Consider the following 23,548-nt stretch of genomic DNA (forward strand, 5'->3'; position numbering starts at 1 on the left):
CGGCATTTTGAATTCCAGAAGTTGCCGGATGCGTCTTTTATTGTCAGAAGGGAAAGAGATAGAGAGGAGACGGAGCCATGCTGATCGCTTACGATTCCAAAACAGGCAACGTAAAGAGGTTTATCCGCAAGCTGGATTTGCCTGCCGTACAGATCGACGAACAGACCAAGCTGGACGAGCCATTCGTTCTGGTTACATACACCACGGGATTCGGGCAACCTCCCGCCAAAGTCATGTCTTTCCTCCAACATAACCACGATCGCATGGTTGGCGTCTCCGCCAGCGGCAATCGCAACTGGGGAGACGGGTTCGCCAAGAGCGCGGATTTGATCTCCCAGAAATACGGCGTTCCCGTCCTGATGAAATTCGAGATGTCGGGAACTTCCGTCGACGTAGAAAAATTCAAGAGAGAGGTGAGCCTCATTGCGTCATATTGAACTTAACAACCTGCTCATGCAGCGGGATTCCGAAGGCTTCTTCCAATTAGATAAAGACCGCGAGGCGGTGGGCGCGTTCATGGAGGAAGTGAAGCGCAAGAGCTTGACTTTCGCCAGCACGTCCGAGAAGGTTCGTTATATGATCGACGAGGACTTCTACGAGAACGTCTATGACGTTTATTCCGAGGATGCGGTCGAGCAAGTGTACGAGCTTGCCCACTCCTACGACTTCCAATTCCAATCCTACATGGCGGCATCCAAGTTCTACACCGATTACGCGGTGAAGAGCAATGACAAATCGCTGTATCTCGAACACTATCCGGACCGCGTGGCCATCGTCGCCCTGCATCTTGGCCGCGGCGACCTGGGCACGGCGCTGAAGCTGACCTCCGCGATGATGGAGCAGCGCGTTCAGCCGGCGACGCCGACGTTCCTTAACGCAGGCAAGAGCCGCCGCGGCGAGCTCGTCTCCTGCTTCTTGCTCGAGATGGACGACGCGCTGAACTCGATCAACTACGTGCTAGGCACGTGCATGCAGCTGTCCAAGATCGGCGGCGGCGTGGCCGTCAACCTCTCCAAGCTGCGCGGACGCGGCGAACCGATCAAGGGCGTGGAAGGCGCGGCCAAGGGCATCATGCCGGTTCTGAAGCTGATGGAGGATGCGTTCTCCTACGCGGATCAGATGGGGCAGCGCAAGGGCTCCGGAGCAGGCTATTACAACATCTTCGGCTGGGACGTCATGGAATTCCTCGACAGCAAGAAGATCAACGCGGACGAGAAGACCCGCCTGAAGACGCTGTCGATCGGCCTGATCGTTCCGAACAAGTTCTACGAGCTGGCCGAGAAGAACGAGCCGCTTCACGTCTTCGGACCTTATTCCGTATACAAGGCTTACGGCAAGCACTTGGACGACATGGATCTCGACGAGATGTACGACACTCTTCTGGCCGATTCCCGCGTCAAGAAGAAAGTCGTCCTGAGCGCGCGCGACATGCTGACGAAGATCGCGACGATTCAGCTGGAATCCGGTTATCCGTACATCATGAACCGCACGAACGCGAATCGCGAGCATGCGCTTAAGGGAATCGGCTCGATTAAGATGTCCAACCTGTGCACGGAGATCTTCCAGCTGCAGGAGACGTCGGAGATCGGAGATTACGGCACGCCGGATATCATCCGCCGCGACATCAGCTGCAACCTGGCGTCGCTCAATATCGCCAACGTCATGGATACCCGCAAGATCCGCGAATCCGTTCATGAAGGCATTACGGCACTTACCTCGGTCAGCGACATGTCTACCGTCGCGAACGCTCCGGGCGTCGCGAAGGCGAACGATGAGCTTCATTCCGTCGGTCTGGGCGCGATGAACCTGCACGGTTACCTGTCGAAGAACCGCATTGCCTACGAGAGCGCGGAAGCCCGCGACTTCGCGCGCACGTTCTTCATGATGGTGAATTTCTATTCGATCGAGAGAAGCATGGAGATCGCCCGGGAGAAGGGTGAAACCTTCGCCGGCTTCGAACGTTCGGAGTATGCGAGCGGCGCGTACTTCGAACGTTATAAATCGACCGATTACCGTCCGGTTACGGACAAGGTGAAGGCATTGTTCGAAGGACTCGCGATTCCAACAACGGAAGATTGGGCGAAGCTCGCTTCCGACGTTCAGCAGCATGGCCTGTACCATGCGTACCGCCTGGCGATCGCTCCGACGCAGAGCATCTCGTACGTTCAGAACTCGACCGCAAGCGTAATGCCGATCGTCGAGCCGATCGAGACGCGCACCTATGCGAATTCGACGACGTATTATCCGATGCCGTTCCTGTCCCGCGACAACTTCTTCTACTACAAGTCCGCTTATCAGATGGACCAATTCAAGATCATCGACCTGATCGCGGAGATTCAAGCTCACGTCGACCAAGGCATCTCGACCGTCCTTCACGTCAACAGCGACGTCACGACGCGCGAATTGTCGAGGTTCTATATTTACGCGGCCAAGAAGGGATTAAAATCCCTGTATTACACGCGGACGAACATTCTGTCCGTCGAGAATTGCGTCAGCTGCGCGGTATAAGCACGGTAACGCCGCTTCTGCGCGGCCTGAGAGGGGACAAATTAGCATGTGCGCGATGAAAGCCGTCAACTGGAACCGTCCGGACGACGATTATACGAATATGTTCTGGAGCCAGAACATCATGCAGTTCTGGACCGACGAAGAAATCCCGCTGTCGGACGACAAGATGGTGTGGATGGAGCTGAGCGATGCCGAGCGCACGCTCTATAAGAAGGTGCTCGGCGGCCTTACGCTGCTGGATACCGTGCAAGGCGGCATCGGGATGCCGAAGATTCTCGAGCACGTGGACGGCCTGCAGCGCAAAGCCGTGCTCGGCTTCATGGCGATGATGGAGCAGATCCACGCCAAGTCGTACAGCAGCATCTTCACGACGCTCGCCACGACGGAAGAGATCGATTCGGTCTTTCGTTGGGTGGAGGAGAACAAGTATCTTCAGATCAAGGCCGATACGATCTCGCAATACTACAAGAGCATCGAGACCCGCAAGGATCTTTACTTGGCGATGGCGGCATCGGTTCTGCTCGAGAGCTATCTGTTCTACAGCGGCTTCTTCTACCCGCTTTACCTGGCGGGTCAAGGCAAGATGACGAGCAGCGGAGAGATCATCGACTTGATCCTTCGCGACGAGAGCATTCACGGCGTCTACGTCGGCCTTCTGGCGCAGGAAGTGTTCGCCGAACTCGACGAGGACGAGCAGAAGGACGCGACCGAGACGTTTAACGGTCTCCTGCAGTATCTCCATCAGAACGAGATGAACTATACCGACGAGCTGTACACCGAGCTGGGCTTGGACGAAGAGGTCAAGACGTTCGTTCGTTATAATGCCAACAAGGCGATGATGAACCTGGGATTAGAACCGATCTTCCCGGTGGAAGACGTGAATCCGATCGTCTTCAACGGCATCAGCACGAAGACGAAGCAGCACGACTTCTTCTCCAAGAAGGGGAACGGGTACGTGCGCACGTTGAACGTAGAGCCTCTGACCGACGATGACTTCAACTTTAACTTTTAATAGATAGACATGCGCAAGAACCGACTGGCTCCCGATAAGAAGGAGACGGTCGGTTCTTTACGTTAACGGCTCTTGGTTAACGGCTCTTGTCGCCCGCGGCCGGCTCCAAGTGGAAATACGACTCCAGAAATTCCACGAACGAACGGGCGGCGTTCGGCAGGTAGCGCTTCTCGTTCCAAGCGATCGCGAACTCTCGTTCGCAGGCCGGCTTATCGATTCTTAGCAGCTTTACGTTCTCGTCTTCTACCGCGTTGGGATTGCGCGGGGTGAAGGCCAAACCGAGACCCGCTTGGACAAGGCTCCATAGAGCGGAAGGTTCGTCCACCTCGCAGATGATCTGCCGGTCGATGCCGGCATTCCGGCAATATTCGTTGTTCAATTGCCGGAAAGGATGCTCCTCATGGTATTCGATAAAAGCTTCGTTCATGACCTCGTCTAGTGCAACGCTCGAGCGATCGGCGAGCCGATGACCGATCGGAACGGCCAAGCATACCTCGGCTTTCAGAACGGTCATCTCCCGTATCCAGGGCTGCTTGAGGGACGCCGCGATAAAGCAGAGATCCACCTCGCCTCGTTCGAGCAGGGAGATCATATCGTCGGAGGCAGCGGGCGGGATCTGAACGACCCGGAACATCATCTCCGGGTTCTCCTTACGGAAGGCGCTGATCGAAGAGGAGAGACGGTTAAGCGTCGGCGTCGCCAAACGAATCGTTCCTTGCTCCTTGCCCGCCATGTCGGCCAGCTCCCGGCGGCCGTCCTCCAGAGCGCCCAGCGCCGTTTCCACCTGCTGCAAGAACGCTCTGCCGAACCGGTTCAGCCGAATCTGCCGGTTGTGCCGATCGAACAGAGGGACGCCTACGTCCTCTTCAAGCCTGGAGATCGTCTTGCTTAAAGCCGGCTGCGCGATTCGGAGCTCTTCGGCCGCTTTCGTCATATGCTCATACTTCGCCACCGTACGAAAATAGTGCAGCTGCAGCAATTCCATAACGTATAGCCTCCTGTCCCGTTCGTTCCCATTCATATACTGGAGTATATCATCACATATAATAATATATATTATCATTTATCGAACTGGAAGGGTATAGTGGGAGGTGGAAGGAATTGCAGGAGGGATCGCAGATGGCGACAAACCAAACTAATTCCGATGTGCCGAAGAACGGAGACGTTCTGATCAAAATTCTCGCTTTCACCTTGATCCTATCTTCGATGAGCGCGACGATGTTCAATATCGTCCTCCCGGAGATCCGCGCCGACTTCGGCCTCTCCGTGGCGCAGGTAAGCTGGGTCTCCACGGTTTACTTGTTGATTTATGCGGTAGGTTCCGTAATCTATGGCAAACTGCTCGATCGATACCGGGCGAAGACGCTCATCTCGTTCGGGTTGCTCGTGTTCGCGGCCGGATCGCTGCTAGGCTTGCTAGCGACCTCGTTCGTCTTCGTTCTGTCGGCGAGAGTGCTGCAGGCGATAGGTGCATCCGTCGTTCCGGCGCTGGCAATGATGATTCCGGTCCGTTACTTCCCGCCGGAGAGAAGAGGGAGAGCGCTGGGAATATCGTCAACGGGTCTGGCGCTGGGCAACGCCATCGGACCTATCGTTTCTTCGCTGCTGGTCTCGCTCGTTCATTGGCGCTGGCTGTTCGCCATCCCGCTTCTCATTCTGGCCACGCTGCCTTTCTACCGTAAATTTCTCGTGGAAGAGAGGAGAACGGAAGGGCGAATCGATTGGTTGGGGGGAGGCCTGCTGGCGGGAACCGTCGCGTTGCTTCTCTTGGCCATCACCCAAGGAAGCCTGACCCTTGGAGCAGGCAGTCTGGCGGCGTTCCTAGTCTTTTTCTGGAGGATCCGATCGGCCGCCGAACCGTTCGTGTCAAGAGCCTTGCTCCGAGATCGCGTTTATTTAATGGGGTTAACCATTGCGGCGCTTGTCATGAGCATCAGCTACGCCTTGCCGTTTCTGACCCCTCAACTGCTTGCCGATATTAATCGGCTGGAGTCCGGATGGATCGGCTTCGTCATGGTTCCGGGAGCGTGCGTCTCCGCTTATTTGGGACGCAAGGTCGGCAAGATGGCCGATATCAAGGGCAACTCCTTCGTGTACCATTCGGCTTTCGGGCTGTTGTTCGGCTGCTTCCTGTCATTATCGTTCTTCGTCGGCAGTACCGCCGCCGTTATCGGATTGATTTTCGCCTTCGGGACGGTAGGACAGATGTTCATGCAGATCGCTCTGTCGAATACGATCTCCCGCAGCATTCCGAAGGACCAAGTGGGCGTCGGCATGGGGCTGATGACTCTGTGCAATTTCCTATCGGGAGCGGTAGCGACAGGCATCTACGGCAAAATCATGGATCACAGGGCGCAGGCGCCTTGGCTTCCATGGCAGTCCCATGAGGAGGCTTTCGTCTTCAGCAATTTATACCTGGTGCTGGCGATCGCGCACGTCGGAATCCTTATTCTCTACCGAAGCGTCTTCGTCCGGAAGAAGAATGCCCGAGCGGCCGCAACGTTACAAACCTAAAAAAGGAAGGAAATGATAACGCCGCAAGCGTTAATCATTTCCTTTTTTGTTGAATGGCAGCGCGAAATTGCGATACAGGGATATAAAATAAGAGCCGTTGTTGTGTAAGCGCTTATTCGATTGTCCATTCGGCGTGGTTCCTTGTTTTCCAACGGAAATCCCTTTTGGCAATCGGAGAGAGTTGCAGTATGATCAACTCCGATACATCCTATATCCGTTTATCGCTGAATCTCCGGCGGGGGATCGGGGGAACCAATCGCGGAGCGCGTTTGTCCGCGCGGGGTGAATCGGAGGCGTGAACTCATGCTTCCGTAGGGCGACTCTAATCGCCCGAATCCGTCAGCTAACCTCGTAAGCGTTGTTAGAGAGGTGAAACAGCTTCGGCCGAACGATGGGCCGCGGAGGGTTCTCCGCGGCTATTAAGCATGGAATGAGCTCCAGAATTCACTAAGAACGACAAGATTGAAAGGCCTGGTACCCAACTTGATTTCAGGGGATACTTCAACAAACGGCAACCAATCGATCATAAGGACCTTTGAGGAACGGTGATAGGCGTGGCATCCAAGATCAAAAGAATCCTTCTCGGCAAGCCGCTTAAGTCGACCGAGCTAGGGGAACAAAAGCTTAGAAAAACGAAGGCGCTGGCCATTCTGTCCTCCGATGCCTTGTCTTCCGTAGCCTATGGCCCGGAACAAATCTTATTGGTGCTGGTGACGATCGGCGCGGCGGCGTTCTGGTACTCCGTCCCGATCGGGATCGGCGTCCTGATCCTGCTGGCGGCCCTGATTCTGTCCTATCGCCAGATTATTTTCGCTTATCCGCACGGCGGCGGCGCTTACGTCGTCTCCAAGGAAAATCTCGGCTTGTCCTACGGTCTCGTGGCCGGCGGCTCGCTGCTGGTCGATTATATTCTGACGGTGGCCGTCAGCGTCTCGGCGGGAACGGATGCCGTAACTTCAGCATTTCCAAGTTTGCACGATTATAACGTTCCGATCGCGGTGGCTTTCGTTATTTTTATTACCATCCTCAACCTTAGGGGAGTTACCGAGTCGGCTTCGATCCTGGCTTATCCGGTCTACTTGTTCGTATTGGCATTGTTTATTCTTATCGGCGTCGGACTGTACCGGATAGCCGCGGGCGACGTCTCGCCGGAGCTCCACGCCTCGATCGGAACACCGGTCGCCGGCATCGGCTTGTTTATTCTGCTGAAGGCGTTCGCTTCGGGAAGCTCGGCCTTGACGGGAGTCGAGGCGATATCCAACGCGATTCCGAACTTCAAAGCTCCGGCTCCGAACAACGCTGCCAAGACGCTAGCCGCGATGGGGATCCTGCTGGCGGCCTTATTCTCCGGAATCGTGTTCCTGGCTTATTATTACGGGATTGCGCCCAGACACGACGTAACGGTCGTCTCGCAGATCGCGGAAGAAACGTTCGGACGGAACTTCATGTACTACTTTATCCAAGGAACGACGGCTTTGATTTTGATTCTGGCCGCTAACACGGGATACTCGGCCTTTCCGCTGCTCGCCGTCAATTTGGCCAAGGATAAGTTCATCCCGCGCATGTTCACGGTTAGAGGCGACCGTTTGGGCTACTCCAACGGCATTATTTTCCTAGGCGTGTTCTCGATGCTTCTGATCATTGCCTTCCAAGGGCAGACGGAGCACTTGATCCCGTTATATGCGGTCGGCGTGTTCATTCCGTTTACGCTGTCGCAATCGGGGATGATCCTGAAGTGGATCCGCGAGAAGCCGCGAGGCTGGAGAACAAAGCTCGCCATCAACCTTATCGGCGCTCTGATCAGCTTTACGGTGTCGGTAATTTTCTTCCTAACGAAGTTCCCCATGGTGTGGCCGATACTCGTCTTCCTGCCGATCATTATCTTCGTCTTCTATCAGATCAGGCGGCATTACGCGGCGGTCGGAGAACAGCTGAGGCTGGCATCCTGCGAACCGGCGGTGCCGATCGAGGGCAACGTGATCATCGTGCCGGTATCGGGAATCACGCATGTCGTCGAGCACTCGCTGAACTACGCCCAATCGCTTAAAGCCGAACAGATCATTGCGGTTTATATTCCGTTCGAGAGGGAAGACGAAGTACGCTTCGAGGAAAAATGGAACAAGTGGAAGCCCGATATTCGACTGGTCACCCTGCCTTCGCCGTACCGTACGATCATTCAGCCGCTCATCCGCTTCCTCGACGTGGTTCAACGCAAGGCCAGCGAGTCGAACTATCAGGTCACGGTCATCATTCCTCAATTCATTCCGAAGAAGGGCTGGCATAACATCCTTCACAACCAGACGAGTTTCATGATCCGGGCGCGACTGTTAATGTACAGCAAGGATATTATCATTACGACAGTTCCTTACCATCTGAAAAAATAACGTTCGAATAAAGAAAGAAACCAACGGCAGTCGAGGACATTGGAACTTGTCCGAGACTGCCGTTGGCTTTTCATTAGTTTACATAATATCATTTATGTTTATTACATCATAACGAAGACATAGAACAGGATGGCGATCAGAAACCGATAGGCCGCGAACCATTCCAGGCGAAGACGCTTGATCAAGTTCAGGAAGGTGACGACGGCGATCATGGCGACGATGAAGGCGGCGATAAATCCGATCAGGAACAGGACCAATCGATCGGAGGTCAGCATGTCGCGGCTGTCGTACATATCGAGCACGGTAGCGCCCAGCATGACCGGCACGGAGATGATGAACGTGAAGTCCGCGGCCGCTTTCTGGCTTGTCCCGAGCAGCAATCCGCCGGAGATCGTCGATCCGGACCTTGAGAAGCCGGGCCACAGCGCCAAGCATTGGAACAAGCCGATGCCGAAGGCCTGCTTGTAGCTGATATCATCGGTCTCTTCGGCGGTAACTTTGCGCTTGACTCTTGTAGCAATGATCATAAGAATACCGCCGGCAATCAAGCTGATGAGCACGGGAGCCGGGCCGAACAATTCGTTCTTGATGAAATCTTTGGCGACCAGATAGACGATTAAAGCAGGGATCATGGCAAGGATCAGGTGGAAGACGTTTAACTTATTCGGCGTGAGCTTAAACGTAACGACGTCCTTGGCGATTCCAAGATATCTTTTCCAATAAAGAATCAGAACCGCCATTACGGCGCCTAGCTGGATGACGATCTTGAACGTGGTTGTCCAATCTTCGTCGAACCCTAACAGATCACTTACGAGAATTAAGTGACCCGTCGAAGACACGGGAAGAAATTCCGTTAAGCCTTCAACGATACCCAAAATAATCGAACTAATAAAATCACTCATCTACTCTATTCACCTCATCACACATTGTAGCATACACCTATTCCATCTGAAACAGACTTTCGACCGGGTATAAAGAACGAACAATATGGAAACGGTGAAGGGGAGGGTCCCTTGATCGGAGTTAACATAGATGCATTCCAACTCTTATTGGTATTTAGGTTTGGGAATCGCTAGCCTGCTGTTATTGGCTTATGTGTGTTTTCGCACGAGAAGCGCCCGGTGTCTGCTGCTGTTTGCGGCTATGGTTGGCTTCGGTTACTTGATCGAAACCGTTATTTACATATTCCTGGACAGCTATCGATATTATCCTAAGTTGATTAAGAACGATCCCTATTACGATAGCAACATGGGGGCGGTAGCCTCCAATATGTTGACGTTGCCCGCGGTCGCTACGTTTATCGCCTACTTCGGGCTGGGCTGGAGATGGATAACCGGCTTAACGGTTCTCATGGTTTTAATCGAGTGGTTGTTTTTGAAATTGGGAATCTACGAGCATCATTGGTGGAAGTTGATTTACACGGCAGCCGGGTTTCCCGTCTATTTCTGGGTCGGCAAAGTATTGTATCGGCAGATGAGTCGGCGATTGCGGGGGACGCTTCATTGGCTGATCCTATACTTGATCGTAAGCCCGTTATCCGGAACGTTGCATATTTTACCTATTATGCTGTTCGAGTGCAGGATCTACCAAGTCGATTGGTTCGCCGACCCTTCTCGAGATACGACCGCTTTCGCTGCCGTCTATTACTTGTCCATAAGCGTGCTCCATGTGGTAGCGATCAAGCTGAACGGGCGGATGCAATGGGCTAAATACGTGCTCATAGCCGGCTTCGCTTTGCTCATTACCGTCGTGCTTAAGTCCACGGGGATATTGAAAAGTCTTACCTGGTGGGATCCGCTATACTATGTCCTTTCGCCATGCTTGGTTTTAGGAGCGGCTCAGGCGATTGAGAATATCCTGGCTATCGATCCGAAGTCGGAGGGTATCCGTCAATAGGGTCATGGCAATAATGGTTGCACATAAGCGATAAAATGAAGTCGGTGAGTATGGCATGAACGAAGCCGTTATGCTGAATTCCAACCTAAACGGGAATATTGAAGATATTAAGAGGCGAATGGGCGGCAGCGACGACCTCGTCATCCGTCCGTTCCGAATGGGGAAGAGCGCGCGCCGGGAAGTCGCTATCTGCTATATCGACGGGCTTACCGAAGAAAAGTCGATCTTTCAGTTTATCATGGAGCCGGTTATGGCTCGCGGCCGTTCGCCCGGAGGAGCCGATCCTGAAGAGGAAGGTTTACTGGAAGAAATAAAAGACTCCGTACTATCCGTTGGCCAGCTTAAGGAACTGGAACGTTTGGACGCAGCGGTAGAAGCGATGATGAACGGCAGCGTCATTTTTCTAGTAGACGGTTACCGACGCGGCTTTGAGATTTCGATGGCCGGCTGGGAACATAGGGCTGTCACCGAGCCGTCCAATCAGACGGTTATCCGCGGTCCGAAGGAAGCTTTTACGGAAAATATCCGCGTGAATAGCGCTTTGATCCGCCGGATTGTCAAAAACCCGAGCCTGCAGCTTCAGAACCGAACCGTCGGGCGGTCCACCAAAACCAACGTTTCGGTCATGTACATTCGGGGTCTCGCCGACGAGCAAGCCGTCGAGGAGGTGAATCGCCGGCTCTCCGCCATCGATACCGATGCTATCCTGGAGAGCGGATATATCGAAGAATTCATTCAGGACGAGCCGTATTCGCTTTATCCAACGATTCAGAACACCGAACGGCCCGATACGGTCGCTGCCGCTTTGCTGGAAGGCCGCGTGGCCTTACTGATCGACGGGACGCCGCACGTGCTAATGGTTCCCGCTCTATTCGTCCAGTTTTTTCAGGCGGCCGAAGATTATTACCAGAGAGCCGATATCAGCACGCTGATTCGAGTTCTCCGCTACTTCGGGCTGTTTATCGCTTCGCTGGGACCCGGGCTTTACATCGCCATCACGACGTACCATCAGGAGATGCTGCCGACGCAATTATTGATCAGCCTGGCCGCCCAACGCGAAGGAGTTCCTTTTCCGGCCTTTATCGAAGCTCTAATCATGGAAGCAACCTACGAAGTACTCCGGGAAGCCGGAATCCGCATGCCTCGAGCGGTCGGCCAGGCCGTATCGATCGTAGGCACGCTCGTTATCGGACAAGCAGCCGTGGAAGCCGGAATCATCTCCGCAAGCATGATCATCGTCGTGTCGATTACGGCCATCTCCAGCTATGTCATTCCGGAATTCGACATGTCGATCGCCGTTCGGATCACGCGATTCCTCTTCATGGGTCTCGCAGCGGCCTTCGGATTGTTCGGCATCTTCGTCGGAATCAACGCGTTGCTGTTGCATTTAAGCAGTCTTCGCTCGTTCGGTGTGCCGTACATGGCTCCGGTGGGCCCCTTCGTCGTGAGCGATCAGAAGGATGTCATCCTTCGGGTTCCTCATTCGCGAATGAAGACCCGCCCCCGGTTCTTCGGAAGCCGGAACCTCATTCGGCAGGGCAAGAAACCCAAGAACCCCGCCGGCAAAGGCTCATGATGAAGCGGAAGAGATTGTCGATAGGAGCCTTGTTTTTGCTGATAGTGCCGATCTTTACGGGCTGTTGGGACAGGCGGGAATTAAACGAGCTTGGTATCTCCATGGCGATGGGCATCGACAAGGCGGGAGACGAATATCGGGTATCGATACAAGTCGTTCAGCCGGGCGCCGTCGCACAGAAGACCGGCGGCGGGATCGAATCGACGCCCGTCTCTTTGTTCGAGTCCAAGGGCGTGACGATCTTCGAAGCGTTGCGACGGATGACGAATACCAGTCCGAGGAAAATCTATTCGGCGCATCTTCGATTCGTTGTTTTCGGAGAGGAGATGGCGCGGGAAGGGATCGGAGACACGCTCGATTTACTGTCCAGGGATAATGAATTCCGGAAGGATTTCTATCTCTTGGTGGCCAAAGGAACGACTGCCGCAAGCCTGTTGTCCATTCTAACCCCGCTAGAGAAAATTCCGGCGAACAAAATTTATCGTTCCATCGATATGTCGGAGAAAAGCTGGGCTCCGACGACGGCGGTGACGCTCGACGATTTCATTGAGGATATGGCTAGCAAAGGGAAGCAGCCCGTTCTCGGAGTCATTGAAGTATTAGGAGACGGGCAGCAAGGGAACTCCCCTAAGAGCGTACAGCGCGTTCGGCCATCCGTCCAAATCCGGACTGCCGGTCTGGCGGCTTTCCGGGACGATAAATTGATCGGATGGTTAAACGAGGAAGAGAGTATCGGCTACAATTTCATTCTGAACAAAATCAAGAGTATGGTCGACCATGTCGCTTGTCCCGCTGGAGGGAATGTAGCGCTGGAAACGACACATTCCAAAGCCGAAATCAAAGGAAGGGTCGCGGAGGGACGTGCGCGCCTTAAGATTAAGCTGAATGTCGAACAGAACGTGGGGGAAGTTCAATGCAGATTGGATCTCACTCAGCCGGACAGTCTGGACGAACTAGAACGGTTGTCACAGAAGTCGTTGGAAGAGCTCGTTTATCGAACGCTTGAGAAGGTGCAGACCGAGTACAAAGCGGACATATTCGGCTTCGGAAGCGCCATTCACCGCAGTGCCCCAAAGTCTTGGAGAACGGTAATGAACGATTGGGAAGAGAACTTCGAGCATGCCCAGGTTGATGTCGATGCCACGGTTAGAATCAAGCGCAACGGCACGATAACCAACCCGATTACGGAAGAAAAGGGGGAGACCTAGGGAATGTGGTGGATAGCCGGCATTATCGTTATCGCCGGGGGATGCGCGTTCATCGAAATCCCGGGACTCCTAAAGCAATCCAAACATTTTCACAAAACCCGTATTTTATACATATGTATACTTCAATACTCGAACGGCAGCCGATTGTATTCATTAAGCAGATGTGATGCCACTACTACGTCAATGTCCGATCTCCTCTATGATTTTATCTCCACCGCCGACCGTTATTCGGCAAACCTCATCGTCCAGTTCAAAGGCTTCAGTACACATAATTCTTGTACGCGGGCGAGCCGGGCTGCCGGCGCTCGGAGACCCGGTATGCAGCTGCGCCAGGTTGAAATAGGTCCACACTTCGGTGCAATGGCGCGGGCCAGATAGTAGCTCCTTGTTGTAGGAGAACTAAAAGTCGCTGTTTATATCCTCCCTTCTATGACTTCTACGGTGTCAGCTTTGGGCGCAGTTAAAGTGATAAGAAACATCGGCATTCTTGGGCACAAATGCCCTAGAATGCCGATGTACAATTCAACTAACATCCCCGTTACTTCAAAAGATCTTGGTAGTTTGGTGGGAAATCATTCTTGTTGGGATCTTTGAGGTGTTCAAATTTCTTAGGCTCAACTCCAGCAAAGTCCGCTCCACATAAACAAAATAAGGATATATATTGGGTGATCCTGGTATTGAAAGTTTGTCTGAGTATACTTCAGCAAGCTTCTCACTCATATTAGGCAGTAATTGAAGTACCAGCATATCTTGAAGTTGCAGTTCCCTTGAATCTTCAAGAGGTTTCTTATCATATGCATCACAGTAGGAAGCTTGGGTTCCAAGTTCTTGTCCTTCGCTTTCCATAAAGCTGATCCCCAAAACCAGGATCAGCTTTTATTGAGTGATTCCTTTTGAATTTTTCTCGCATATATCATTACTGTGCACTCTTCATTTTAGGCTATGTTTTTGAAGCTGAGAAAGTTGGGTCGACAATTAAAGCTTTCTCAATTCATGCAGAATATTCTCCGGATCCAACCGCTGCATAAAGTCCGGATTCACGTAGGCTGAACGGATGATGCCGGATTCGTCGATCATAAAGGTGGAAGGAATCGGAAGGATCCAGCGGTTCGTCGCGTTGTATTCCGCCAAGTCCATGCCAATTTGTTTCATAATGTTCTTAATGTAATCTGGAACGTCGTAAAGAATGTTATAGAAAGCGGCCACGAGACCGTGTGTGTCGCTAAGCACTTGGAAGGTCAGCTCTTCTTTCTCCTGCTGGGAAAGCGTGTTGTCAGGGCTTTGCGGGCTGATCGCGATCAACTGGCCTCCAAGGGCTTCGATATCCGGCAGTACCTTCTGATAGGCCTTAAGCTGAGTGTTGCAGAACGGGCACCATCCGCCCCGGTAAAAAGTCAGGACAACAGGTCCTTTGGACAGTTCTTCATAAAGACTTATCTTTTCTCCCAAAGCATTCATGAGTGTAAAATCCTTTGCCTTCTGCCCCTCCTGTCGGCCGTAAGCAAAACCAGATTCTTGCTGCTCACGGATCTGACGAAACATCTCCGTTTGAATCTCCAAAGGGGTATGCGCGATAAATTCCTGCTTGGCTTCCGCTAAAGCTTGAGTTAATGACATGTCGTGTAGCTCCTTTTTTCTTAGTTAATGATACTTCATTCGGCGGACATCTCGGCTGGCGAGGTGAATGCCGCGAGCCTGTTTTGCCTTCGCAAATGGATGATTTGGGCGGTTAGGCCAACGATAAGAATAACGAAGAGAATGCCCTGAGCGCCGAGTAGAATAGGTGAATTCAAATCAGCAACTATAGGGTGGCCGTTAGGGACACGGGTCAGGGTTTCGGTAATGGTCGGCAACATCAGCAGAAACGCCGTCAGGCTAAGAAAGATGGTTTCTAGGTACTTGCCTGAACGTTCAAAGCTCGAAACACGCCCTATGCCGTATCCGGCGAACAGCAGCAGGATCGTTGCCGTACCAATGACATAACTGACCGACTGATGTGCGATGGGGAATACCGTGATCGCGCCAATCAGCATTGAAAAGAAGTAGACGACACCAGGCTTTGACCGAGGCACTATCCGTCCGTAGCGAGCAAACATATATATAGCGAGCGGAATGGCTGGCAAGCTGCTGAGCGTATGTACCCAGCCGAGTGATGAAATTCCAAACATAAATGTCTCCTTCCAGTCCTTAAGGACAGGGTATTTTTTCTGTCTTGGCGGGCTTAAGGTCATCCACGGGCTGAAATAAGCATTTAGAACGCGCTTAATGCGGTATAGTCAGAAATATTAATAATAAATCACACTACCTACTAGATGGTAGGTTTAAAAGATAAATCCTGAATTCTACTTCATTCTTCGCCTCATTCCACTCGTGACATCACCCCGCGGATCGACAAAGGGCAGGCTGACAAAATATGTAGTCTTCATGCCCTTTATCGGCCCTTGGCGAATGAGCTATGATCATAAATGGACAATCTTATCCTCAATTAGGTTATGTTGACCTCCTTTCATCTTGATCATGACTGCAACCATCGCCATCGCGGCTTTCAGCTCAAGGGAATCGCGAAGCGAGTCGCTCCAAGAGCGGACCTGTCACGATGCCGAATATCTTCGGATCGCCATAAGCCCGCGCCGAGAGCATCGCGCCGTGAACTGTCGCCATGAACGTTTCCGCCTCGGTACGAGGAGTAGTCATCAGTTGAAGTTGCCCGTGCCGCGCACCGCGCTCCAGCACGGATGTCAACCACGCCGACAGGTAGCTGAAATGCGCCCGGACCTCTAGAGCAACTTCCTCGGGCAGGACCGGGAGCTGGCTTGCCAACAACGCGCAGACGCAAAAAGGAGCGCTGGCGTCCGCGATACAGGCTTCCCAATAACCGGCGTAGTACCGAAGCTGTTCAAGCGGATCGGATACGTGAAGCTCGATATTCGCCATTCCTGCTTCGGCTTCTTTTCGATACCGCGCAACTAACGTTCGGACCAGATCAACCTTGCTAGGGAAATGGTGATGGATGCTAGCCTTACGAATCCCAACCACATCAGCGATGTCGGCATAACTGAAACCGTTGTAGCCGCCGGCGACGATCAGATTACGCGCGCAAGCCAGAATGTCATTTTGGGTGTTAGGTAAATTTTTCATATCAATAGCCTACCATCTAGTAGGTAGTTTGTCAAATGACAAATTCGCGGTATACGAAGCTGCTTTCCGCTGCACTGCTTCGTCTTTGTTTTTAACAAAACACTGACTCCTATCCTTCTTCACAGGTTAGCGATCACCACTTATTCATAATCAGTACGGAAGCTGATGTCCTTGTTCGCTTCCAGTTCTTCACGCAATTGATCCAGCTTCTCGGACGCTCTCCGGTAAGCATCACTGTCCAGGAACAATCGGACCGGGGGATTCGATGATTCCGCCAGATCGATGAACACCTCTGCCGCTTTCTCAGGATCGCCAAGCTGCTTGCCGTCTGTCGCTACGAAATGGTTGTGCACAGAGTGAAGCTCGCTGTAATCCTCAATTTTATTCTCAGACAAAACCAAGGAATCTGCTTTATTGAACTGGGTTCTAAATCCCCCGGGTGCTACTGCCGTCACTTTGATCCCCAGAGATTGGACATCCTGAGCAAGTACTTCCGTCAATCCCATTAGCGAGAACTTCGTCGCTGCGTATACGCTCCAACCCATATGCGGAGCAAAGCCGGCAATTGAAGATATATTGATGATATGCCCTGATCGCCGCTTCCGCATATAAGGCAGTACGCTTTGAATGACTTTAATCGGCTGGCGAACTTGAGCTCCTCCTCGTTATATCGTCACTTCAAAGAAGCGACCGCCATGACTCCGATACAGTATCAGAAGCAAAATTCGACTGCAGGAAGCACGCCGTCGCCTGTTCGGGTTCTCTCCGGCGGGTGATATCAAGCGATTTTGCTAATAGGATCAAACGGCTTTCAGTCAACAACATGAAAAATTCACGGCACATCGCCCATCTCGAAAAGAAAGCGCCGTCCAGTCAATAACCATCTGATGTAAAAGCGGATTAGAAGCATAATGATCATAGTGTTCTGTCCTTCAGACAAAACGAACCAAAACCGCTGAGACTCAAGGTCTCAGCGGCTATAAATCCTTTTATGTGATTTGCTCTTATCCATCAAACCCACCCCCCGATTTATCGCCGTCACTTGTGGTACGGTTCATAGTAGCAGCTATTGCGCAAAATCTCAGTTTGGGTGCATTTAAAAGTTACTTGGCCTCGACAATAATGCTACCGAACAACGCATCATCAAGATATGCATCAAGCTGCCACAACCCTTTTTTAGGTAATATCATCGAGGAAGGTAAATGAGCATCCGCCCCGTTGTTAGGACCTCCAAGTGTCGACGGATTATCACTGATAAACGGATTTATCTTTTCTCCGGTTTTCAAATGAACGGCTTCGACTTTAAAATCTCCACTAAGTTCCTCTTCACTTCCCCATAAATGCCACATATGTTTATTCGGTTCATTGGCGACGAAACCCAAACCCAATATGCCGATTTTTCCTTCTATGCCTTGCATGCTGACTCCCTCGCTCACAAAACTTGGGTTAACCTTAGCGTTCTTTTCTTCATCGTTTGAACAGCCGAATAAAATGAGCAAGCCAATAATTAATACGGAAACACGAAAAATCTTCACGTCAATCCTCCCCTTCATCGCTTTTGAGCTTTAGTTTCCTTCAGGTTGGGTCTTTCATCTTTTCCTGTAACGCCAGCTTGTTAGCCAGCATTCGGGCGAGCAGCACCTGCGTATGCTCCAACTCGCTTTTTCTGTGTTCCATTCCCTTCATCTTTTTTCGTAACAATTTAATGGCTAGAGAGATCTCGAATTTGTTCCCTTCCTTTTCATAATATCGATTGGTCGGGGGCGTTAATAGGAAATCGACGACTCGCGCCGTCGTCTTGGGAGGTGGCGGCGTGACCGGCATAGCATGGGAAGTTAGAGTAATCGTAATATAGTGCTCGTAGATTTTCACCAAGTTCAGCTGTTGCAACGAGTCATTTTTATTTGAAGATTGACACTGTCGGGAACTCGCCTACAAATGACTATTTGGAGCCATAGTCATACGCTTGCTGTGCTTGTTAATATGAAGACGATTTCACGAAAAAACGATAAATTCGTTCAAGGAGGGTGTTAAATTGTTCAAGTGGGTCTTTTCTAGCTTAGTGGTAGTTGCCTGTCTATTCGGAATCGTTTTGTTAGTTACTGAACTTCCCGAGAAAGAACAAACCGCTGAACCGTCTCCATCCTTCACGGTTCCGGACGCTCCGGTTGACATGGCAGCCGCGGAGCAAATTTACAAGAGCAATTGTCTTTCTTGTCATGGAGACCAGTTGCAAGGACGTGTCGGGCCTGAGCTTGCCCGTGTAGGCAGTGAAATGGCCAAAGAACAAATCTACAAACAGATCGCTCAAGGCGGAGGCGGAATGCCGAAATACGAGAATAAACTATCGGAAGAACAATTAATCATTCTCACCAATTGGCTTGCATCCAAACAATAAAGCAAAGAGCAGATTGCCTTATTCCGTCCTCTAGGCCAATCTGCTCTTCTATTCATCACCTGTCAAACCCTTGTTGGAAGGCGTAACGGGCCAGTTGAACGCGGTTATCCAAATGCAGCTTCTGCAGGATGTTCTTCAAGTGGTTCTTGACCGTGTGTTCGGAAATAATCAGTTTATCGGCGATTTCTCGGTTCGATAGCCCCTTGGATACCCACTTAAGAATCTCCTGTTCACGAGGCGTTATAGGGATCTGAGGCGCCGTAATGCGGGATGGGGATGCGAATTCCTGCAGGATTCGCTGAGCGAACTCTCGGGACAAGGGAACCTCATCATAGGCGATCGCTCGCAAATATTGATGCCAGGCTTCGGAATTCAAATTCTTGAGGAGGTAACCCGAAGCTCCCTTCTTCAAGGCATCGAATAAATGCAGAATGTCATCGGATATCGTAACCACGACAATCTTCACATAAGGGTATCTCGACTTGATCTCCTTCGTGGCCTCCAGGCCATCCATTCCCTTCATGTTAATGTCCATCAGGATAAGATCAGGCATCCATTGGTCCGTGAGATGAATCGCTTCCTGGCCGCTCGCTCCTTCCGCAACGAGTTCGAAGATCGAATCCTCGCTAAGGATAGCGCGCATTCCTTCTCTGGCATGGCTATGGTCGTCTACGATGACGACGCGAATCAGCTGTTCCATAACGAGATCACCTACGCTCTCCTGTATGATTGACCATGTCGCTCATTTCATTGGACGCTAAGTTTCTTAGCGAATGCATAGTGATCTTCATCGTAGCTTAAATGAACCGTGACCGTGTACTCCCCTGCTGAACGGAATTCATAAGCAACCGTGTACGCTTCTCCCTCGCGGGTCGTGTCCAAGAGTTCCGGCAAAGATCGATTGGAGTTGATCTGGAGCTGCACGACTGCATTCATTGCCGCATAGTCGGCATTATCGATTTGGACAGTAAATTGGGTTGGTTGATTGGCGATCGGCGCGGAAGGATCCGTCACAAGTGTTACTTCTGAGGATTTCAATGATGTCGAGCTTGAAGAAGTGCAACCCACCAGCATAAGCGTGAGGAGCAGCAAGCAGATCGGAATCGCAGCCCATCGAATCGATATGGGTTTATTGGTTTGTGGCATGCCTCGTATCCTTTCCGAGGTCGCTTTCCTTATTCGTAACGAGATCCTGGAAAGCGCCGTATAATCCGCCATCGTGTCGATATTTATTCGACAACGAGACAATATCTCCTGAGTATCGTACCTGTCCAGAGCTCATGAACAAGGCATAATCCGCATAGGACTCCGCAATGTTCAACTGATGCGTGGAGAAGACGACAGCTTGGCCATCTTGAGCGGCTTGCCGAATGAGATGGCCGAATTCTTCCATCCAATAAGGATCCAGGCCGTTTGTCGGTTCGTCCAGCAACAAGAGAGCAGGCTTCGCCAACATCGCTTGAGCGAAGAGCAAGCGTTGGCGCATCCCTTTGGAGAACGAGGAGACTTTCCGTTTGCTGACCTCCAGCAATCCGACGGTATCTAATAGCTCTACGACTCGATCTCTTCCGATCCGGCGCAGCGATGCGTAGAACTGAAGCGTCTCGTACGCCGTCAGCGAGGAGCCGAACTGAAATTCATCCGGCATATAACCGATGTGATCGGCATACTCGACTCGGTTGTTCAACCAGTTGGCCCCAGATAGAGTCACGGAACCCTCCGTCGGTTGCGAGATGCCGGCAATCATTCGTATAAGAGTGCTTTTCCCTGCCCCGTTGCCTCCGCATAGGGCAAGGATCTCTCCACTTCTGACCTCTAACGAACAGGGATGCAGCAATATCGATCGCCCAATCGATTTGGATACCTTTTCGACCTGCAGCAGCGGGTTACTCACGTTTACGCCCTCTCTCCCATACCCAAGTGGCCAGTCCTACATACACGAGAATCCACAAACAACAAATACCGGCAAATACTAGGCTTCCAGACGGTTTCTGAATCCACTCCACCCACTGGTAATACTCGGGTCCAAGGATAGATCCTCCTCCCATCTTCACGATGAGGAACAGTCGGTTTAGTTCCGCAGGATTGATGAAGATAAGCGAGACCAATGCCGGTTTGATCCATAAGTAAGGCAAGAATCCCAAGAAGGACATGAGTATCGTCGGCCAACCAAGGATGAAGAAGAACCAAACGCCAACTCCATAGGTTAACGCCTGCCATCGGTTATGGCAGACGGCGCCGATCAAGACGGCAATTCCAAGAAACATAAGTATGATGACTGCGGAGAACAACAAGAATTGACCGAAAGCCGATGGTTCGAACGCTTGGTTGAACAGGGCGCCGATTACGCCTGACAGGCCGAATCCAAAGGCTACGATCAACAGCAGGACGACAGCTAACCCGGCATATTTACCCCACAGATAATTGCTTGAGCGGAGCGAAAAGGAGGAAAGCAATCGCCACCCTCCTTCTTCCTTCTCCGAGGTCAACGAGAAGGAACCGAGCAGCATGGTCATAAGCGGCAATAGGTAGAGGATCAGATTGATCATCGTCCCCGTGGTACTCGTATAGCCATCGAGACTTGCCCGAGATTGAATCAGGAGCAAGGCGAGACTGAATAAGGCGAACAGGACCATAAACGAGTAAGCCCACGGGTTCCGGAAGCCGAGTTTGATCTCCCTTAAAGCGATTGTGCGAAGATGGAGCATCCCATCAACCCCTTACTTCGACTCCGAGTTCATGTCCATCATGCCCTCGGGGCTATGTTCAGCAGAGTTCTCCGCGTCCCTGCCCTCGGCATCGTCGTGGGAGTTCTCCATATCCATCATTTCTCCGGCATGCTCCGACATCATCGATTTCATCATGTCTTCGTTCATTTCCCAGGCGTGATTCTCCAGCTCCTTAGCCGTCAGGATTTGTCCGACTCCCTCTTGAGCGACGAATGTTTCCGCATCCTTCTTCTCCTTGAACGAGATAACGTTGAATGCCATAGGCGTGCGAATGGACTTGTCATAGACGTAAGTCGCATCGCTCAGCTTGACCCATTCTTTCGTGTTGTAGTCGCGCACGAATTGCTCGCCAATCTCATCGGTTCCGTTCTGATCCTTCCAGACATGAAGGTCTCCGAGATCGTCGAACTTGAGAGCTTTCTTGTTCTTCAGTATGATTTCGGTCGCGAATTGATCGTCTGCTACCGCCATGTTGCAAATCGGACACTTATCGACGGTTTCATCGATGGCGACAGGCTCATAGGTTGATTTGCCGCACCCCGATAACAAAGTCAATCCTATAACTACAGCAAGCATTAACAAGCTTGTTTTTCTCATGATTTACGATACCCCCATCGATAAATGATAGTTATGGAGAGAATAAGCAGCAATACGCCTAACGTTAAGGGAAACCATCTGTTATCGGACACTTCCGCGATGTCGTACCAATCGGGAGGCTCCATCTTGGGTGCAAGATCTTTGAGCCAGTTCGATGTATCCGCTTGGAACATCTGAGCTAGGAATGGCATTCCCGGGGATTGAAAGAATACTTGAAAGGCATCGATATCCTTGGTGACCTGCAGAAAGAACGGATCGATCTCATACGTCATATCGCTGTATCCGTCACCGTTCGTGTCTAAGCCTTCGATATCTTCCCAATAATTCCCCCGGAGCTCATTATCAACGCTCTCCGTCGATTGTGCCTGAATCACGTTTCCAACAAACGCGCTGTTACGAAAGGAGTTCGTATCCGACTGGATCATCTGCATTCCGATAAAATTACGCGAGACTTCGTTATCCGAGAGAATGTTCTCCGTTGAGTTCTCGATATAGAGCCCGACTCGATTGCCGTCAACACGATTGCCGCTGATCTCCGAACGATGCACGTCAAAGAGGAGAATTCCCTGGGAGTTTACGTTCTCCGTTTGCTTATCGAAGCGATTGTCATGGACGATCGCTCCTTCGACTCCCATGACCATCCCGCCCGTGACATTGCCTTCCCCTATGTTCTCTTCCAGCACGGGCTGGCCCGAGAACATGAAGTGAAAGCCATAGCGAGAATCGCTAGCATAGTTGTTTCTCACAGTTGCTGCATTGCTGCTCTCTACGTACACGCCATCATGCATATGGATGATCGTGTTGTCTTCAATGAGATTCCGCGAAGAGCCGTGCAGATCGATTCCGTTACCTCTCTTGGAGAAGGCTTCCTTGCGATTAGCCGAATTCGCCCCTTCGATGCGACTGCCGCGAATCTCATTATCGTTCGCATCCCGCAGATAAATGCCGCCGCCTTGCGCAACGATCCTAAGGCGTTCCAGGCGATTGCGATCGCTCTGAACGAGAATGGCCGGCTTCTTGGGGTCCTTATTAAGATTGCGAACGATAAAGTCTTGCAGGACGACTCCATCGGCAAGTATCGTAATGACGGGTTCCTCGCTGTCATTCGTTACCGTTGCTTCCCCCTCGGATCGAATCGTGATCTCTTTGGCAATGATCGCCGGTCCGACGTAGGTTTGTCCCTTATCGAGGAGGAGCGTTTCTCCTTGAGGCGTCGCATCGATTAAGGGTTGTAGGAGAACTCCCTCCGTCGAACTAGAGAAGGCTCTAGATAGATCGGTCCCTGTTAGAAAAGCAAGTGCGATTATAAGTGCGATCCACAACCTGCTGCTCCTTGCCCCTCGTATATCTGCGTTCATTCTTTGTCTGTTCATTCGTCCCCCCCTCAGCACGCCGATTGATTCATTTACCTCGATTCCGATTCATTGTATCCCAATTGCTGCCGTTCCAATATGACTCGATGGGGCTATAAAATCGATTGAAAAGTGATGATTTTTCGAACGCGGCAGACTCAATCTTCAATCTATAGCTTTGATCTCTAACCTGACCGATACGGCAAGCAAGGCAAGTTCTTGTCCTCAGCTTTGGA

The 23,548-nt window shown here is 51.6% G+C and carries 23 protein-coding genes, 1 pseudogene and 1 riboswitch; of the genes and pseudogenes, 10 read left to right on the forward strand and 14 right to left on the reverse strand.

Features of this window, described 5'->3' with window-relative positions; translation table 11 throughout:
• Positions 1 to 77: 77 nt before the first annotated feature.
• From nrdI to nrdF, 3 genes are read left to right on the forward strand one after another with little or no spacing between them, the layout of a single operon-like run.
• Complete coding sequence (gene nrdI / locus H7B67_RS23135; RefSeq protein ID WP_185122222.1) at positions 78 to 437, forward strand: class Ib ribonucleoside-diphosphate reductase assembly flavoprotein NrdI; 360 nt, start codon at positions 78 to 80, stop codon at positions 435 to 437.
• Positions 424 to 2,508: a class 1b ribonucleoside-diphosphate reductase subunit alpha gene (gene nrdE / locus H7B67_RS23140; RefSeq protein WP_185122223.1), complete on the forward strand. Its 2,085-nt coding sequence runs from the start codon at positions 424 to 426 to the stop codon at positions 2,506 to 2,508. Before nrdI ends, nrdE begins: the two co-directional genes overlap by 14 nt.
• Before the next feature lie 46 nt (positions 2,509 to 2,554).
• Positions 2,555 to 3,520: a class 1b ribonucleoside-diphosphate reductase subunit beta gene (gene nrdF / locus H7B67_RS23145; protein WP_185122224.1), complete on the forward strand. Its 966-nt coding sequence runs from the start codon at positions 2,555 to 2,557 to the stop codon at positions 3,518 to 3,520.
• Positions 3,521 to 3,596: 76 nt separating this feature from the next.
• Here the strand turns inward: nrdF and H7B67_RS23150 are convergent, their stop codons facing one another.
• Positions 3,597 to 4,505, reverse strand: coding sequence for a LysR family transcriptional regulator (locus H7B67_RS23150; protein WP_185122225.1), 909 nt, complete (start codon positions 4,503 to 4,505; stop codon positions 3,597 to 3,599).
• A 134-nt stretch (positions 4,506 to 4,639) separates the two neighbouring features.
• Here H7B67_RS23150 and H7B67_RS23155 point away from each other — a divergent pair, with 134 nt between their 5' ends.
• Positions 4,640 to 6,034 carry an MFS transporter gene (locus H7B67_RS23155; protein WP_185122226.1) on the forward strand — a complete coding sequence of 465 codons (1,395 nt, stop codon included), beginning with the start codon at positions 4,640 to 4,642 and terminating at the stop codon, positions 6,032 to 6,034.
• Positions 6,035 to 6,246: 212 nt separating this feature from the next.
• Positions 6,247 to 6,408, forward strand: a riboswitch (cyclic di-AMP (ydaO/yuaA leader).
• 180 nt (positions 6,409 to 6,588) lie between these two features.
• Positions 6,589 to 8,418 carry an amino acid permease gene (locus H7B67_RS23160; RefSeq protein WP_185122227.1) on the forward strand — a complete coding sequence of 610 codons (1,830 nt, stop codon included), beginning with the start codon at positions 6,589 to 6,591 and terminating at the stop codon, positions 8,416 to 8,418.
• 101 nt (positions 8,419 to 8,519) lie between these two features.
• On the opposite strand, the gene H7B67_RS23165 is transcribed toward H7B67_RS23160, so the two are convergent.
• The gene (locus H7B67_RS23165) at positions 8,520 to 9,320 is read right to left on the reverse strand and encodes an undecaprenyl-diphosphate phosphatase (RefSeq protein ID WP_185122228.1); all 801 of its coding nucleotides are present in this window, start codon (positions 9,318 to 9,320) and stop codon (positions 8,520 to 8,522) included.
• Between the two features lie 130 nt (positions 9,321 to 9,450).
• Here H7B67_RS23165 and H7B67_RS23170 point away from each other — a divergent pair, with 130 nt between their 5' ends.
• The 3 genes from H7B67_RS23170 to H7B67_RS23180 are packed head-to-tail and all read left to right on the forward strand — an operon-like array spanning position 9,451 to position 13,098.
• Positions 9,451 to 10,314, forward strand: coding sequence for a hypothetical protein (locus H7B67_RS23170; protein WP_185122229.1), 864 nt, complete (start codon positions 9,451 to 9,453; stop codon positions 10,312 to 10,314).
• Positions 10,315 to 10,369: 55 nt separating this feature from the next.
• On the forward strand, positions 10,370 to 11,890 hold the full coding sequence (locus H7B67_RS23175) for a spore germination protein (protein ID WP_185122230.1): 1,521 nt from the start codon (positions 10,370 to 10,372) through the stop codon (positions 11,888 to 11,890).
• Between the two features lie 35 nt (positions 11,891 to 11,925).
• Positions 11,926 to 13,098: a Ger(x)C family spore germination protein gene (locus tag H7B67_RS23180; RefSeq protein ID WP_185122231.1), complete on the forward strand. Its 1,173-nt coding sequence runs from the start codon at positions 11,926 to 11,928 to the stop codon at positions 13,096 to 13,098.
• A 543-nt stretch (positions 13,099 to 13,641) separates the two neighbouring features.
• Here the strand turns inward: H7B67_RS23180 and H7B67_RS23185 are convergent.
• The 5 genes from H7B67_RS23185 to H7B67_RS23205 form a co-directional block, all read right to left on the reverse strand.
• The gene (locus tag H7B67_RS23185; protein WP_245363360.1) at positions 13,642 to 13,944 is read right to left on the reverse strand and encodes a hypothetical protein; all 303 of its coding nucleotides are present in this window, start codon (positions 13,942 to 13,944) and stop codon (positions 13,642 to 13,644) included.
• Between the two features lie 129 nt (positions 13,945 to 14,073).
• Positions 14,074 to 14,715, reverse strand: a complete 642-nt coding sequence (locus H7B67_RS23190) for a peroxiredoxin-like family protein (RefSeq protein WP_185122232.1) — start codon at positions 14,713 to 14,715, stop codon at positions 14,074 to 14,076.
• Positions 14,716 to 14,750: 35 nt separating this feature from the next.
• Positions 14,751 to 15,266, reverse strand: coding sequence for a hypothetical protein (locus H7B67_RS23195; protein ID WP_185122233.1), 516 nt, complete (start codon positions 15,264 to 15,266; stop codon positions 14,751 to 14,753).
• A gap of 382 nt (positions 15,267 to 15,648) precedes the next feature.
• On the reverse strand, positions 15,649 to 16,236 hold the full coding sequence (locus H7B67_RS23200; RefSeq protein WP_185122234.1) for a TetR/AcrR family transcriptional regulator: 588 nt from the start codon (positions 16,234 to 16,236) through the stop codon (positions 15,649 to 15,651).
• Positions 16,237 to 16,376: 140 nt separating this feature from the next.
• Positions 16,377 to 16,844, reverse strand: a complete 468-nt coding sequence (locus H7B67_RS23205; protein WP_245363358.1) for an SDR family NAD(P)-dependent oxidoreductase — start codon at positions 16,842 to 16,844, stop codon at positions 16,377 to 16,379.
• A gap of 15 nt (positions 16,845 to 16,859) precedes the next feature.
• On the opposite strand from H7B67_RS23205, the pseudogene H7B67_RS30970 reads away from it, so the two are divergent.
• Positions 16,860 to 17,031 (forward strand): annotated as a pseudogene (locus tag H7B67_RS30970) (helix-turn-helix domain-containing protein); the annotation flags it as partial.
• Positions 17,032 to 17,339: 308 nt separating this feature from the next.
• Here the strand turns inward: H7B67_RS30970 and H7B67_RS23210 are convergent.
• Positions 17,340 to 17,771: a DUF4871 domain-containing protein gene (locus H7B67_RS23210; RefSeq protein ID WP_342592422.1), complete on the reverse strand. Its 432-nt coding sequence runs from the start codon at positions 17,769 to 17,771 to the stop codon at positions 17,340 to 17,342.
• A gap of 500 nt (positions 17,772 to 18,271) precedes the next feature.
• Here H7B67_RS23210 and H7B67_RS23215 point away from each other — a divergent pair, with 500 nt between their 5' ends.
• Positions 18,272 to 18,634, forward strand: a complete 363-nt coding sequence (locus H7B67_RS23215) for a c-type cytochrome (protein ID WP_185122236.1) — start codon at positions 18,272 to 18,274, stop codon at positions 18,632 to 18,634.
• A 55-nt stretch (positions 18,635 to 18,689) separates the two neighbouring features.
• Here H7B67_RS23215 and H7B67_RS23220 read toward each other — a convergent pair whose 3' ends face one another.
• The 6 genes from H7B67_RS23220 to H7B67_RS23245 are packed head-to-tail and all read right to left on the reverse strand — an operon-like array spanning position 18,690 to position 23,333.
• Positions 18,690 to 19,334, reverse strand: a complete 645-nt coding sequence (locus H7B67_RS23220) for a response regulator (protein WP_185122237.1) — start codon at positions 19,332 to 19,334, stop codon at positions 18,690 to 18,692.
• A gap of 47 nt (positions 19,335 to 19,381) precedes the next feature.
• Positions 19,382 to 19,780 carry a hypothetical protein gene (locus H7B67_RS23225; RefSeq protein ID WP_185122238.1) on the reverse strand — a complete coding sequence of 133 codons (399 nt, stop codon included), beginning with the start codon at positions 19,778 to 19,780 and terminating at the stop codon, positions 19,382 to 19,384.
• Positions 19,764 to 20,528: an ATP-binding cassette domain-containing protein gene (locus H7B67_RS23230; RefSeq protein ID WP_185122239.1), complete on the reverse strand. Its 765-nt coding sequence runs from the start codon at positions 20,526 to 20,528 to the stop codon at positions 19,764 to 19,766. Before H7B67_RS23230 ends, H7B67_RS23225 begins: the two co-directional genes overlap by 17 nt.
• A complete protein-coding gene (locus H7B67_RS23235) occupies positions 20,521 to 21,342 on the reverse strand; it encodes an ABC transporter permease (RefSeq protein WP_185122240.1) in 822 nt (273 codons plus the stop codon). The genes H7B67_RS23230 and H7B67_RS23235 overlap by 8 nt, the downstream gene beginning before the upstream one ends.
• Before the next feature lie 12 nt (positions 21,343 to 21,354).
• Positions 21,355 to 21,960, reverse strand: coding sequence for a nitrous oxide reductase accessory protein NosL (locus H7B67_RS23240; protein WP_185122241.1), 606 nt, complete (start codon positions 21,958 to 21,960; stop codon positions 21,355 to 21,357).
• Positions 21,957 to 23,333, reverse strand: a complete 1,377-nt coding sequence (locus H7B67_RS23245; RefSeq protein ID WP_343069209.1) for a right-handed parallel beta-helix repeat-containing protein — start codon at positions 23,331 to 23,333, stop codon at positions 21,957 to 21,959. The genes H7B67_RS23240 and H7B67_RS23245 overlap by 4 nt, the downstream gene beginning before the upstream one ends.
• Between the last annotated feature and the right edge of the window lie 215 nt (positions 23,334 to 23,548).

The sequence above is a fragment of the Cohnella thailandensis genome, assembly GCF_014212135.1.
GTDB lineage: Bacteria > Bacillota > Bacilli > Paenibacillales > Paenibacillaceae > Cohnella > Cohnella thailandensis.